12 protein-coding genes are annotated in these 14,344 nt (G+C 73.2%); 7 read left to right on the plus strand and 5 right to left on the minus strand.

The window, feature by feature from the left end; genetic code table 11:
* Positions 1–660 precede the first annotated feature (660 nt).
* The 4 genes from QRN89_RS14535 (at position 661) to QRN89_RS14550 (ending at position 4,399) form a co-directional block, all read left to right on the plus strand.
* Positions 661–1,821, plus strand: a complete 1,161-nt coding sequence (locus QRN89_RS14535) for an MFS transporter (protein WP_356948632.1) — start codon at positions 661–663, stop codon at positions 1,819–1,821.
* 68 nt (positions 1,822–1,889) lie between these two features.
* The gene (locus tag QRN89_RS14540) at positions 1,890–2,219 is read left to right on the plus strand and encodes an FmdB family zinc ribbon protein (protein WP_290349814.1); all 330 of its coding nucleotides are present in this window, start codon (positions 1,890–1,892) and stop codon (positions 2,217–2,219) included.
* A gap of 148 nt (positions 2,220–2,367) precedes the next feature.
* Positions 2,368–3,219: an S-methyl-5'-thioadenosine phosphorylase gene (locus QRN89_RS14545; RefSeq protein ID WP_290349815.1), complete on the plus strand. Its 852-nt coding sequence runs from the start codon at positions 2,368–2,370 to the stop codon at positions 3,217–3,219.
* A gap of 634 nt (positions 3,220–3,853) precedes the next feature.
* Complete coding sequence (locus QRN89_RS14550) at positions 3,854–4,399, plus strand: hypothetical protein (RefSeq protein WP_356948633.1); 546 nt, start codon at positions 3,854–3,856, stop codon at positions 4,397–4,399.
* A gap of 52 nt (positions 4,400–4,451) precedes the next feature.
* Here the strand turns inward: QRN89_RS14550 and QRN89_RS14555 are convergent, their stop codons facing one another.
* Positions 4,452–4,661 (minus strand): hypothetical protein, encoded by a 210-nt coding sequence (locus tag QRN89_RS14555; protein WP_290349816.1) that lies wholly within the window; start codon positions 4,659–4,661, stop codon positions 4,452–4,454.
* A 146-nt stretch (positions 4,662–4,807) separates the two neighbouring features.
* Between QRN89_RS14555 and QRN89_RS14560 the strand changes: the two genes are divergently transcribed.
* The 3 genes from QRN89_RS14560 (at position 4,808) to QRN89_RS14570 (ending at position 8,172) form a co-directional block, all read left to right on the plus strand.
* Positions 4,808–6,046 (plus strand): low temperature requirement protein A, encoded by a 1,239-nt coding sequence (locus QRN89_RS14560; protein ID WP_290349817.1) that lies wholly within the window; start codon positions 4,808–4,810, stop codon positions 6,044–6,046.
* 44 nt (positions 6,047–6,090) lie between these two features.
* On the plus strand, positions 6,091–7,167 hold the full coding sequence (locus QRN89_RS14565) for a P1 family peptidase (protein WP_290349818.1): 1,077 nt from the start codon (positions 6,091–6,093) through the stop codon (positions 7,165–7,167).
* A gap of 162 nt (positions 7,168–7,329) precedes the next feature.
* A complete protein-coding gene (locus tag QRN89_RS14570) occupies positions 7,330–8,172 on the plus strand; it encodes a DUF6227 family protein (protein WP_290349819.1) in 843 nt (280 codons plus the stop codon).
* 147 nt (positions 8,173–8,319) lie between these two features.
* Here the strand turns inward: QRN89_RS14570 and QRN89_RS14575 are convergent, their stop codons facing one another.
* From QRN89_RS14575 to QRN89_RS14590, 4 genes are all read right to left on the minus strand, one after another.
* Positions 8,320–10,689, minus strand: a complete 2,370-nt coding sequence (locus QRN89_RS14575) for a PTS fructose transporter subunit IIABC (RefSeq protein WP_290349820.1) — start codon at positions 10,687–10,689, stop codon at positions 8,320–8,322.
* Complete coding sequence (gene pfkB / locus QRN89_RS14580; RefSeq protein WP_290349821.1) at positions 10,686–11,639, minus strand: 1-phosphofructokinase; 954 nt, start codon at positions 11,637–11,639, stop codon at positions 10,686–10,688. Before pfkB ends, QRN89_RS14575 begins: the two co-directional genes overlap by 4 nt.
* Entirely contained in the window at positions 11,636–12,397 is a 762-nt protein-coding gene (locus QRN89_RS14585; protein WP_290349822.1) for a DeoR/GlpR family DNA-binding transcription regulator, read from the minus strand. Before QRN89_RS14585 ends, pfkB begins: the two co-directional genes overlap by 4 nt.
* Positions 12,398–12,710: 313 nt before the next feature.
* The gene (locus QRN89_RS14590; protein ID WP_290349823.1) at positions 12,711–14,309 is read right to left on the minus strand and encodes an MFS transporter; all 1,599 of its coding nucleotides are present in this window, start codon (positions 14,307–14,309) and stop codon (positions 12,711–12,713) included.
* Between the last annotated feature and the right edge of the window lie 35 nt (positions 14,310–14,344).

Here is a 14,344-nt window from a genome sequence, read left to right on the forward strand (position 1 = left end):
GGATGGGCCGCGTTCGGGATCCGGAAGGCCGGGGCTCGGCGGGGGTCCGGCCGCGGAGGGGGCGGTCCGGCCGGGAAGGCGCGGGCCGGGGACGGGATCCGGAGGGCCCGGCCCGGCGGGGTCGGCCGCCCGGCGCGGGCCGGCCGGGGAGGCGCGGGCCGGGTGGGCGAAGCATCTGCACCGCCGGCCAATCCCAGGTGACGTTCCCCATGCACAAGCGCATTCCGAGGCCGGGCCGCCGCCGACCCCTGTAGCATGAAGGCACACTGATCGACCAACTCTGCCTGACGCAGAGCTGGCGCGACCGTATGGCGGCCGAGTGACTCCCCGCAGTGGGGCCCGGTATCTACCGCAGTTCCGCGCAAGAGGACAGCTCTCGGCGATCCCCGGCACCCCGGGAGAGCGCTACCAGGCGGCAGAAAGGCAAGGGCCGTGGAGTCCACGGTCGCTTCTGACCCGTCCACGGGCACACCTCCGAGCACTCCCGCCGCACCGTCTTCGGGTACGGCCACGTCCACGGGTACGTCCCCGTCCTCGCACCCGCCGGCGCCTTCCGACACAGCGTCCGGCAGCCGGCGCCCCGGCTACGGGCAACTGCTCCGCACGCCCGGCGCCTGGACGTTCCTGCTCCCCGGGTTCGCCGCCCGGCAGCCGTTCGCGATGCTGACGATCGGCATCGTCCTCCTCGTGCAGCACACCACCGGTTCGTACGGAAGCGCCGGCGCCGTCGCCGCCGTCACCGGCGTCTCCATGGCCCTCTTCGCCCCGCAGAGCGGCAAGCTCGCCGACCGCTTCGGCCAGCGGGCCGTGCTGGTCCCGGGCGTGCTGGTGCACACCGCGGCCGTCGGCGCGCTGACCGCGCTCGCGCTCGCCGGCGCTCCCCTGTGGGCACTCTTCGCCGCCGCGGTGCCGACCGGAGCCTCCGTGCCGCAGGTCGGCCCGATGGTGCGGGCCCGCTGGGCGGCGAGGCTCGGCGGGTCCCGGCTGATGCCGACGGCGGCGGCGTTCGAGTCGGTCACCGACGAGTTCACCTTCGTCGTCGGGCCGGTGCTGGCCACCGCCCTGTGCACCGGCGTCCACCCGGCCGCCGGGCTGATCGCCGAGGCCGTGCTGACGCTGGTCGGCGGTCTGCTGTTCGCCGCCCAGCGCCGTACGCAGCCGCCCTTCGGCCGCGCCGGGACCGGCGAGCAGGCCACCCGCACATCAGCTCTGTCCGTGCCCGGCGTCCGGGTCCTCGCGGTCGCCTTCCTCGGCATCGGTTCGGTCTTCGGCGGCATGCAGGTCTCGCTCACCGCGTTCACCGAGGAGATCGGGCAGCCCGGTATGAACGGTCTGCTTTACGGACTCTTCGCCGCCGGCAACATGCTCGCGGGCATCGCCGTCGGAGCCGTCGCCTGGAAGTCCGGGCCGCGGCGCCGCATGGTGGCCGGGTACGCGGGTCTGGCGCTCGCCGCCTCGCTCCTCTGGACGGCGGAGTCCGCCGTACTGCTCGGCGGGCTGGGACTGGTCGTCGGCGTGTGTATCGCACCCGCGCTGATCAGCGGTTTCACGCTCGTCGAGACGCTGGTCCCGGCGTCGGCCCGGACGGAGGCCTTCACCTGGCTGACCGGATCCGTGGCGCTCGGCCAGGCGGCCGCGGTGACGGTCGCCGGCCGGCTCGCCGACGCCCACGGCTCGACCGCCGGATTCCTGGTGCCGCTGGTGGGCACCGTACTCGCCCTGGCCACCCTGCTGTCGCTGCGATCGCGCCTCGCACCGCGCCCGCACAGCCGTACGGTCGCACGTGGTGTCGGTCACCGAGTGCCCGTGACGGTGGACTGAGACGAGGGAATACGTCACTATGGAACGTCGTTAGCACTCATCGAGTGAGAGTGCCAGGAGGAAGACAAGTGCCGACGTACCAGTACCAGTGCACCGAGTGCGGCGAGGGCCTCGAGGCGGTGCAGAAGTTCACCGACGACGCCCTGACCGAGTGCCCCGCCTGCCAGGGACGCCTGAAGAAGGTGTTCTCGGCCGTCGGCATCGTCTTCAAGGGCTCCGGCTTCTACCGCAACGACAGCCGCGGCTCCTCGTCGAGCAGCACGCCGTCGTCCGCGTCGGCGAAGTCCTCGGCGTCCTCCTCTTCCTCGTCGTCGGACTCCAAGGCGTCCGCGAGCTCCACCAGCTCGTCGGGCTCGTCGACCTCGTCCGGTTCGTCCGGCAGCACGACGGCCGCCTGACTCCCGAACTCTCGCAGGGTCCCCACCGCCTACGGGTGGTGGGGACCTTTCGCATGCCCGCGTCGCCGACCCCACGGCGTTCACGGGGAGTGCGGGCGGTCGGTGGGCGGGTGCCTGACCCTGTTCGAGCGCGGCTACTGTGACGGCCATGGCCAACGCAGAGAGCGCACAGCGCGCGGAGATCGGCGTCATCGGCGGCTCGGGCTTCTACTCGTTCCTGGAGAACGTGACCGAGGCCGAGATCGCGACGCCGTACGGCAGCCCGAGTGATTCCCTGTTCTTCGGCGAGATCGCGGGCCGGAAGGTCGCCTTCCTCCCCCGGCACGGACGAAGCCACCGCCTCCCGCCGCACCGCATCAACTACCGCGCCAACCTGTGGGCCCTGCGGTCCGTGGGTGTGCGTCAGATCCTCGGGCCGTGCGCCGTCGGCGGCCTGCGGCCGGAGTACGGCCCCGGCACCCTGCTCGTCCCCGACCAGCTGGTGGACCGCACCAAGTCCCGGGCCGACACCTACTACGACGGGGAGCCGCTGACGAACGGCGAGGTGCCGAACGTCGTCCACGTCTCGCTCGCCGACCCCTACTGCCCGGCCGGACGGGCGGCGGCGCTGGCCGCGGCGCGCGGGCGGGACTGGGAGCCGGTCGACGGCGGAACCCTCGTCGTGGTCGAGGGGCCGCGCTTCGGCACCCGCGCCGAGTCCCGCTGGCACGCGGCGATGGGCTGGTCGGTGGTCGGCATGACCGGGCACCCCGAGGCCGCGCTCGCCCGTGAGCTGGAGCTCTGCTACACGTCCATGAACCTGGTCACGGACCTCGACGCGGGGGCGGAGAGCGGTGAGGGCGTCTCGCACGAGGAAGTTCTGAAGGTCTTCGCCGCGAACGTCGACCGGCTGAGGGACGTCCTGTTCGACGCGGTGGCCGGGCTGCCGGCGGCCGAGGACCGCGACTGCCTCTGCAAGAGCGCCCTGAACGGCTTGAAGACGGGCATAACGCTGCCGTAGCGCGTGGTCGTGTCGGCGGATGGTCACCCTGGGGAGTGAGGAGTTTTTCCACACTCCCCGAGCCGTCCACAGGCCGGAGCGGGCCGCCGGGTGAACGGGGATCGTGAGGGGCGTCGGGCGTACGCCGCCCGCCTCACGGTCCCTCAACACGAGAGGCGGTCCCACCATGACGCTGCTCTCCTCTTCCCCGTCCCACGGGCACGCCCCGTCCCCCGGGCATCCGCCGTCCGGCGGCCATGCGCCGTCCCACGGGCACGCCCCGTCCCACGGGCATCCGCCGTCCGGCGGCCATGCGCCGTCCCACGGGCGTGCGCCGTCCGGCGGCCATGCGCCGTCCCACGGGCGTGCGCCGTCCGGCGGCCATGCGCCGTCCCACGGGCATGTGCCGTCCCACGGGCGTGCGGCCTCTCCCGGACATGGGCCGTCTCACGGACACACGCCGTCTCACGGACATGGGCCGTCCGGGCTTTCGGGCTCATGGGGGCCTCCCCGGTCCGCGGACGCGGGTGGCTCCTCCGCGGGCTGGGGAGGTGCCCTGCCGCCGGCTCCGGCGCCGGAGCCCTGCGGAGTGCCCGCCTTCGCGCCCCTGAGGGTGCCGGGCGGGCTGCCATGGCAACGAACCCGGCTGAGAAGGGTGCTGCGGAGGAGGCGGCGGGCACTGGCCGCGGGTCTGGCCGTCACCGCCGCCGCGCTGGCGGCCTGGTTGCCGAGGGCGCAACCCGGTCCGGCCACCACGGCCCACGAACCGGCGGCACTGCCGCGGCACGCCCCGCCCTCGCACGGCGCTTCAGCGGGCGGAGGTGCGGCAGGCGAGGAGACGGGAGCCGCTGTCCCCGCGGGCGACGCCGCGCCGCGGCCGGGGGACATCGTGTCCGCTCCGGTGCGCATCGCGGACGCCGAGACCGTCCGGCTGCTGGAGCCGGGCGACCGCGTGGATGTGATCGCGGCCCCCGGGGCACCGGCGACGGGCACGGCTTTCGGCCGGGGCACGGGCGGTGGCGGGTCGCGCACGGGGCCCGACGCCCGGATCATCGTGACCGGCGCCCGAGTGGCAGAGGTGCCCGGGGCGGAGGGGTTCCAGGACGGCGGCGCGCTGATCGTCCTCGCTGTCCCGCGCCCCGTCGCCACGGCGCTGGCCGGCGCCGGCGCCACCTCACGTCTGGCGGTGACGCTGTGCTGAGCCGCGCCCGAGCGGCCGGCCCGTCCGGAGCGCCGTCGGCACGGCCCCGCCGTCAGAGGTGGTGCGGGGGCTTCTCGTCGAGGAAGCGTGCCAGGTCCGCGGCGCTGTCGCCGCTCGCCGGAGGCCGCTCTCCCCACCCGCGGTCCGTGTCGTCCGCGGACTGCTGGTCCAGCGGATCGTCGAAGATCAGCCCCGGCCTGGGGAGGGGCTGCTGCCGGGGCTCCTCCGCGTCGTGCGGGCCGGTGGTGGGGGCGGCACTCATGGAACCAGCGTACGCGGGGGCAGGCGGGCTCCTCCGCGGCCGGGTCCGGCCGGTGGTCGGAGTGCCGGACCGGTGGGCCGTCCGCCCGGACCGGAGGGCGGCATCGTGCGGGATGCGGATCAGGCGCCTTCTGCTGTGCTGGTTCCATGACCTCCTCGAGCTCATCCGCACCCCACGGGCACCTCGGTTTCGGAGCCCTGCGCCACATGCACGCCCGGCGTCGGGACGAGGCGCATCGCACGGCGACCCCGCTGGAGCTCTTCTTCGACCTCTGCTTCGTCGTCGCGGTGGGGCAGGCCGGGGTGCAGCTGGTGCACGCGATCGCGGCGAACCACGTCGCCGAGGGCGTCGTCGGCTATCTGTACGTCTTCTTCGGCATCTGGTGGGCCTGGATGAACTTCACCTGGTTCGCCTCCGCCTACGACTGCGACGACGTGCCGTACCGGATCGCGACACTGGTGCAGATCTGCGGGGTGCTGATCTACGCGGCGGGGGTGCCTGCGGCGTTCACCGGGAACGACTGGACGATCACCGTCATCGGCTACATCGTGATGCGGATCGCGCTGACCGCGCAGTGGCTGCGGGCCGCCGCGTCCGAGAACCGGGGTCCCGCTCGGAACACGGCTCTCTTCTACGCCGCCAGTCTCGTCCTGTGCCAACTCGGCTGGCTCTCCCTGCTCTTCGCGCCCGAGGACTGGAGACGGTGGCTGTTCCTGATCCTCGTCGCGGCAGAGCTGCTGGTGCCCGCCATGGCCGAGCGTCGCCACCAGACCGCCTGGCATCCCCACCACATCTCCGAGCGCTACGGCCTGTTCACGATCATCGTTCTCGGCGAGACCATGTTCGCGACCACAGTGGCGGTCCAGTCGGCCCTCGGCCACGCCAAGGACATCTCCGAGCTGGCTCCCATCGCGGCCGGCGGCATCCTGATCATCTTCTCCGCCTGGTGGATCTACTTCGCCGTGCCCGCCCACGAGCGGCTCAAGGGCAACCGCGAGGCGATTCCCTGGGGTTACGGCCACTACCTGATCTTCGCGTCAGCCGCGGCGATCGGCGCGGGACTGGAGGTCGCGGTCGAGCAGTCCGTCGGCAAGGCGCACATCCCGACACTGACCGCCTCGGCCGCCGTGACCGTGCCCACGGCGATCTACCTGCTGACGGTGTGGTTCCTGCATGCGCGGCACTTCAAGGAGACACTGGCACAGCAACTGGTCCTCCCGGTCGCGGTGCCCGCGGTCCTCCTCTGCACCTTCGCCGGCCACTGGGCCGTGCTCGCCACCGGACTGGTGGCGGCGCTCACGGTCGCGCTGGGAGTCGCCCTGGCGAGCCGCGCCCCCGGGGCGAGGCGGCCTTCCGGCACGCCCCCGCCGGCCGCACCGCCGTGACCGGGTCGTGCCCCCCGTCGGCGGCCGCGTGATACGCAGAAGTCATGGCACTCAACGACGCATTGACCGATGTGAGCGGCATCCGGGTCGGCCACGCCGGGCTCACCGGAGAGGGTGCGCTCAGCGGCACCACGGTCGTCCTCGCGCCCGAGGGCGGAGCGGTGGCCGCGGTGGATGTACGAGGCGGTGGGCCCGGCACCCGCGAGACCGATGCCCTCGACCCCCGCAATCTCGTCCAGCGCATCGAGGCGGTCGTACTGACCGGAGGCAGCGCCTACGGCCTGGACTCGGCGTCCGGCGTGATGGCGTGGCTGGAGGAACAGGGGCGCGGGGTGCCGGCGGGAAGGGAGCCGGGGCAGGTCGTGCCGGTCGTCCCCGCGGCGTGCGTCTTCGACCTCGGCCGCGGCGGTGACTGGCGGGCGAGGCCGAACGCGTCGACGGGGCGCGCTGCGGTGGAGGCGGCGGCGAGCACGGAGGCCGGTGCGCCGGTCGAGGAGGGCTCGGTGGGGGCGGGCACCGGCGCGGTGGTGGGCCGGATCAAGGGGGGCGTCGGTACCGCGAGCACGGTGCTGGGGGACGGGACGACGGTCGCCGCGCTGGTGGTGGCCAACGCGGCGGGCTCCGCGCTCGACCCTGACACCGGTGTGCTCTACGGGCGCCACTTCTTCGGCACGACACCGGTGGCACCGCCGCCCGAGGTCCATGCGGCGGCCCTGCACCGGCTGGCCGAGGCGTCCGAACGCAATGGGGCGCCCCCGCTGAACACGACCCTCGCCGTCGTCGCCACCGACGCCGAACTCTCCCGCGCCCAGGCGCACAAGCTCGCCGGCACCGCCCACGACGGCATCGCCCGCGCCGTCCGCCCCGTCCATCTCCTCAACGACGGGGACACCGTCTTCGCGCTCGCCACCGGCACCCGTCCGCTCGACGGACATCCGCTCGCCCTCAACGCGGTGCTCGCCGCCGGCGCGGACGTCGTCACCCGGGCGATCGTCCGGGCGGTGCTGGCCGCCGGGAGCGTGCGCGGTCCGGGTGGGGAGTTCCCCTCGTACACCGAGCTGTACGGGAATCGGGGCGGGGATCGTACGGGCGCGGGGCGGGACATCGGGCGCGCGGACTGACGCACGGCGCAAGGGAGTTGGAGGGGCGCGCGGACGAGGCGGAACTTTGGCGCGTGCGCCGTTCGTTTTCCCGAACCCGGGACGCGATGTCAGCCCCAGGGACTACGTTAAGCAGTCATCAAGTGACGTGTGGCGACGGCCTGGAGATCCGGGAGATCCACCTTGAACGATCCGTACGAGACAACCGAGACGCACCTCGAGCGACTCCTGGGTCGGGCTCTCAATTCCTTCGACCTTCCCGACAGCGTGGTGGAGCGGCTCGACTCGGCGCTGGCCCATGACAGTTCGCTGCACTCCTCCCACCACAGCGCGGCCCTGCACCGTTCGACCTACCGGCACGCGTATCTGCTGGCCGACGGCTCCTCGCTCACCCTGTGGGAGCTGGTGCACAACTCCGGCCGTGACGGCGCCCGGCGGCACGAGCTGTACGCGGACGAGGCGGAGGCCCGGCTCGCGGCGTCCCGACTCCGTCCGGCGCGCGGCGGGCGACCCGACGGCGCGGACGGCACGGGCAGTGCGGACGACGGGCGGACCGACGAACTCGCGGCGATATTCGGCGCGGCGTCCGAGGGCGCCGCGCCGAACAGCCCGCACACGGTGCCGGGCGACGAGCTCGAAGCCGATCTGGAGCTGTTGGGCCGGCTGCTGGCGACCCCGCCGATTCCGCCCGCGCGTACGTACGTCCCCGACGACTCGGCTGACCATGCCCGGCGACTGCTGCGCCGCGCCGAGAACCCGGACCGGCCGGGCGAGGCGACGGCCGGGCGGCTGCGGGCCGCGTTCGCGCACCACATCGGCCAGGCGTTCGGCAGGCAGTGCCCGGCCGATGTGCGGGACGCCGCCTTCACGCTGTACGAGCACGCATTCCTGCTCCTCGACGGCACCGAGTTGAGTCTGTGGGAGGTGGAGCACACGGCCACACCCGACGGCCGCCACATGTGCGAGGTGTACGAGGACGAGCGCGCCGCCCGCGAGGCCATGGAGCTTCGCGCCCGGGTGCGCTGACCGGCCGTTCCCGGCCCGGTGACGCGGCCTCGGCGGACGTGGCCGGACAGAGGTCGTGCGAGGCCGACCTGCACACGGCCCGACCGTGCACACGGTCCTACCGTGCACACGGTCCTACCGTGCACACGGTCCGGGGCCCCGAGCGGTTCAGACCGCTGCGACGACCTTGGGCTTGTCGGGCGAGGCCGTCGCCGGCACCGACGCTTCGGAGGGCTTTCGCAGGCCCTTCAGAAGGATGACCAGAGCCGCGCTGATGACCGTGCCCACCAGGATGGCGAGCAGGTAGAGGAACGCGTTGCCGATCAGCGGTACGACGAAGATGCCGCCGTGCGGTGCCCGCAGCGTGCACTCGAAGGCCATCGACAGGGCGCCGGTGACAGCGCCGCCCACCATCACCGACGGGATCACGCGCAGCGGATCGGCCGCGGCGAACGGGATCGCGCCCTCCGTGATGAACGAAGCACCCAGCACCCAGGCCGCCTTGCCGTTCTCCCGCTCGGCCTTGGTGAACAGCCTGCCGCGGACGGTCGTGGCCAGGGCCATCGCGAGCGGGGGGACCATTCCGGCCGCCATCACGGCCGCCATGACCTTCAACGAGCCCTCGGTCGGGCTGGCGAGGCCGCCGACCGCGAAGGTGTACGCGACCTTGTTGAGCGGGCCACCCAGGTCGAAGCACATCATCAGGCCGAGGACCGCGCCGAGGATGACGGCGTTCGCACCGCTGAGACCGTTCAGCCAGTCGGTGAGGGCCTGCTGGAGCGAGGCGAGCGGCTTCCCGATCACCAGGAACATCAGGAAGCCGACGATCGCCGAGGAGATCAGCGGGATCACGACGACGGGCATGATGCCGCGCAGCACGGCGGGCACCCTGACCTTCTGGATCGCGAGCACCACGGCACCGGCGAGGAGTCCGGCGACCAGGCCGCCGAGGAATCCCGCCTTGATGGTGATGGCGATCGCGCCGCCGACGAAGCCCGGGACGAGCCCGGGGCGGTCGGCCATGCCGTAGGCGATGTAACCGGCGAGGACGGGGATCAGGAAGCTGAACGCCAGCCCGCCGATCTGGAAGAGCAGCGCGGCCCAGCTGGACTGGTCGCCCCAGACGAACGCGTCGGCGACGGACTTGGCGCCGGCGATCTCGTAACCGCCGATGGCGAAGCCGACCGCGATCAGCAGACCGCCGGCGGCGACGAACGGGATCATGTAACTGACGCCGGACATGAGCCACTTGCGGAGCTTGGTTCCGTAGCCCTCACCGGGCTCGCCCGCTTCCTCGACGGGGGTCGGCCCGGCAGCGGTCGCCACCTCGCCGCGGGCGGCCTTGTCCTGCGCCTCGGCGATGAGCGCGGGGGCCCGGCTGATCCCGGCCTTGACGCCGACGTCCACGACGGGCTTGCCGTCGAAGCGCTCCTTGTCCCGTACGGGGACGTCGTGCGCGAAGATCACGGCGTCGGCCGCGGCGACGACGTCGGGGTCCAGCCGGGCGAACCCGGCGGAGCCCTGGGTCTCGACGGTGACCTCGACCCCCGCCTCCTGCCCGGCCCGCTCGATCGCCTCGGCCGCCATGTAGGTGTGCGCGATACCGGTGGGACAGGAGGTGACGGCGACGATCCGGAAGGGCGGGCCCGAGGGCCCTCCCCCACCCGGCCCGGCCCCGGCCTCCACGGCCCCGCTCTTCTCGGCCCTGGCCTGCGCTGCGCCGTCCTTCTCAGCCCTGGCCTCCACGGTCCCGCTCCTCCTCGCGTCGGTCTGCGCGGGCTCGGTCACCGCCGCACCGGCACTTCCGGTCGCGGTCGCGGCCGACGCGGTCGCGGCATCTTCGGTCTCGGCAGACACAGGCGCGACGGGCTCGTGCTCGACGGGCCCGGCGTGCTCGCGCTCCGGCGACACCGCCGCCCCCGCGCCGACGGGAGCCGCCGCGGCCTCGGTCGACGCAGGTTCGCCGCCCGGTGGCTGTCCCTGCCCCTCGGTCACCGTCTCCGCGGGCCCCGTCGCGGCCTCGGTCGGAGCCCCCGCAGACACGCCCGTGTCCGCCGTCGCGTCCGTGCCCGCGGCCGTCCCGACCGCCGACGGGTCGACGTCCCCGCGCACCAGTGCCGCAGCGGTCGCCGCCGAGGCGGTCCCGCGGAGGGCGGTGGTGAACCCGGTGTCCATCAGCCGCCGGGCGAGGCTCGAGAGGATCGTCAGATGCGCGTCGTCGGCTCCGGACGGGGCGGCTATGAGGAAGACGAGGTCCGCGGGTCCGTCCGGCGCACCGAAGTCGATGCCGCCGGGAGCCCGTCCGAACGCCAGGGTGGGCTCGGTGACGTGCGCGCTGCGGCAGTGCGGAATGCCGATGCCGCCGTCGAGCCCCGTGGGCATCTGGGCCTCGCGCGCGGCCACATCGGCCAGGAAGCCGTCGAGGTCGGTGACGCGCCCCAGCGCGACCATGCGCCGGGCGAGCGAGCGGGCCGCCTCTTCCTTCGTAGCGGCGGCCAGGTCGAGGTCGACCAGGTCCGCGTTGATCATGTCGCTCATCGCGGGCTCCCTTGCTGGGTGAGTGCGCGGTCCAGGGGGATGTCCGCGGTCACCAGGACCGCGGCGGGATCGAGATCGGAGGGCGTGGGCATCACGCTGCCCGGGAGCTGGACGGCGGCCGCGCCGTGGGCGACGGCCGCCGTCAGGGCGTCCTCGCCGTCGCCGCCCGCGGCCAGGAACCCGGCCAGGGACGCGTCGCCGGCCCCGACGTCGCTCCGTACGGCGGCGACGGAGGCGGCTCCGTAGAAGGTGCCGGCGGCGGAGACGAGCAACTGCCCGTCGGCCCCGAGGCTGGCCAGCACCGCGCCCGCGCCGAGCGTGCGCAGTTCCTCCGCGGCCTTCACGGCGTCGCCGACGGTCGCCAGCGGACGGCCGACGGCCTCGGCGAGCTCGGCGGCGTTCGGCTTGACGACGTCGGGTCGCGCGGAGAGCGCGGCCGTGAGGGACGGCCCGGAGGTGTCCAGCGCGACGCGGGCGCCCGATTCATGCGCACGGGCGACGAGTTCGGCGTACCAGGACGGCGTCAGGCCGCGCGGCAGACTGCCGCAGCAGGCGATCCAGTCGGCGGTGCGGGACTGCGCGGCGACGGCCGAGAGCAGCGCCTGCGACTCGTCCGGCGTGAGTTCGGGCCCGGGGGCGTTGATCTTCGTCAGGGTGCCGTCGGATTCGGCGAGCGCGATGTTGGAGCGGGTCACTCCGGTGATGGGGACGGCCGCGGTCTCGATGCCCTGTCCGGCGAGGAGTTCCGCGACGAGTGCTCCGGGGGCGCCACCGAGCGGCAGGACGGCGACGGTGCGGTGTCCTGCCGCCGCGACCGCCCGCGACACGTTCACGCCCTTGCCGCCGGGGTCCATGCGTTCGCCGGTGGCCCGCAGCACGTTGCCGCGCGCCAGTTCGGGGATCTCGTACGTCCGGTCCAGCGAGGGGTTCGGGGTGACGGTGAGAATCATGTACGTACTACTTCCGTGCCCGCGGCCTCGACGGCCGCGGCGTCCTCGGGGCTGAGCCCGCTGTCCGTGATGAGCAGATCGACGTCGGCGAGTCCGGCGAAGCGGGCGAAGTGCTCCTCGCCGTACTTCGCGGAGTCCGCGAGGAGCACGACGCGCCGCGCGGCGGCGACGACGGCCCGCTTGACCGCGGCCTCGGCCAGGTCGGGTGTGGTGAGCCCGCTGCCGGCGGAGAAGCCGTTCGTGCCGAGGAAGACCACATCGGCCCGGATCTCCCCGTACGCCCGCAGCGCCCACGCGTCGACTGCGGCCCGGGTGCGGTGCCGGACGCGGCCGCCGACGAGGTGGAGGTCGATGCCGGGGTGGTCGGCGAGCCGCGCGGCGGCGGGGAGGGCGTGGGTGACGACGGTGAGCGAGCACTCCAGCGGGAACGCGGCGGCCAGTCGCGCCACGGTGGAACCGGCGTCGAGGATGACGCTGCCGTCCTCGGGGAGTTCGGCGAGGGCGGCCCGGGCTATGCGGTCCTTCTCGTCCGCGGCGGTGGACTCCCGCTCCGCGAGGTCGGGCTCGAAGTCGAGCCGGCCGGCCGGGATGGCCCCGCCGTGCACCCTGCGCACCAGACCGGCCCGGTCGAGCGCCTTCAGATCGCGCCGGATGGTCTCGGCGGTGACCTGGAACTCGTCGGCGAGCGAGAGCACCTCGACCCGGCCGCCTTCACGGGCGAGACGGAGGATCTCCTGCTGGCGCTCCGGTGCGTACATGCGGGTGTACGTCCCTTCTATGCCCGAACCTGTGGTACCGGCGCCAGCCTACGCCCCGATTTCCCCAAAGTAAACATACTCGGACTTGAAACGGGCACAGTCGGGCGCCCCGGCCGGAGATGGCTCCCGAAGCTCCCGGCCACCGGACCGCAGCCGACCGGGCATGTGCCGGAGTGCGCACGGCCGTCGCCGCCGCGCACCGGGCCTGCACCCGTCGTACGGGCCGGGCCGTGGACGACGAAGGCCCGGTCCCGGGTTTCCCCGGCACCGGGCCGCGCGGGGCGCAAGCGGCAGCGCCCTCGGACCGGACGGCTCAGTGCGACAGCGCCGGCTGCTGCCGTTCCCCCTCCGCCCCCGCGTCCGGGCCCCCGTCCGCCGCCGTACCGGAGTCCGCCCCGGAGGCGCTCTCCTCCGTCCCGGCCGTGCTCCCCGCGCCTTCGAGGTGCTGAGCGGGGCGCGCGGGCAGGGCGAACATCATCAGGAAGATCACGGCGAGCACCGCCACGACCCACCACAGCGAGCCCTGGAAGGCGTCCGCGAACGCCCGGCCCACCGCGCTCTGCGAGGTGAGCGGCGTCTTGTCCACGACCGTGAAGAAGACGACCGAGACCAGGCCGAGGCCAAGGGCGTTGCCCATCTGCCCCGTGGTGTTGATCAGCCCGGACGCCGAGCCCGCGTGCTCACGCGGCACGTCCGACAGGACCGCGTCCGTCAGCGGCGCCACGATCAGCCCCATCCCCAGGCCCATGATCACCAGCGGTGCCGTCATCTGCCAGGGCTCGATGCCCGTGCCGTACCGGCCGGCTTCCCAGATGTAGAGGAGCAGCCCGGACGCCATGGTCAGCGCACCCGCCTGCAGCACCTTCCGACCGAAGCGCGGCACCAGCTTCTGCACGGAGATCCCGGCGGCCAGCGAGACCGCTATGGAGAACGGCACGCCGGTCAGTCCGGCCTTGAGCGGGCTCCAGCCCAGGCCGATCTGCATGTACAGCGTCCACACCAGGAAGAAGATGCCCAGGACCACACCGAAGGTGAGCTGCACGGCGACACCGGCGGCGAAGCTCTTCACCCGGAACAGCGACAGTTCCACGAGCGGGGAACCGTCCTTGCGCGTCTTGTGCCGCTCGTAGGCCACGAACGCGGCGAACACGAGCGGGCTCGCCGCCATGCACAGATGACCCCACAGCGGCCAGCCGAGCTCCCGTCCGCGCGTGAGCGGGTAGATCAGCATCAGCAGTCCGGTGGTCACGAGCGCGACACCGACGAGGTCGAGCCGGAGCGCCTTCTCGGCACGGGACTCGGTGATGAACTTCCGGCCGAGCAGGAGGCCGGCGACACCGACCGGCAGGTTGATCAGGAAGATCGGCCGCCACTCCAGGCCGAACAGGTTCCACTGGGTCAGCAGGGCGCCGAGCAGCGGACCGGAGACCGCTCCGAGACCGACGACCGCCCCGAACATCCCGAAGACCTTGCCGCGCTCGTGGGCGGGGAAGGTCACATGGACGATCGCGAGGACCTGGGGGACCATCATCGCGGCCATCGCGCCCTGCAGAAGCCGCGAGGCGACCAGCATCTCGGGTCCGGCGGCCAGTCCGCAGAGCGCCGAGGCGATCGTGAAGCCGCTGATTCCGATCAGGAAGAGCCGCTTGCGGCCGTAGATGTCACCGAGCCGCCCACCAGTGATCAGGCCGGCGGCGAAGGCGAGTGCGTAGCCGGCGGTGATCCACTGGATCGCGCCGAACGACGCACCGAGGTCGTGCTCGATCGACGGGATCGCGATGTTGACGATGGTCACGTCGACCAGGTCCATGAAGGCCGCGGTCATGACGATGGCGAGGGCGGTCCAGCGGCGCCGGTCGGGAGCGGCCGTGAGGTCGGGAGCCGTATCCGGTACGGCGGCGTGGGAGCTCATGCGGAGGAAGCTAGTGCGGATGTAGGACAGTCTGT

This window comes from Streptomyces sp. HUAS CB01 (assembly GCF_030406905.1).
GTDB classification, from domain to species: domain Bacteria; phylum Actinomycetota; class Actinomycetes; order Streptomycetales; family Streptomycetaceae; genus Streptomyces; species Streptomyces chengbuensis.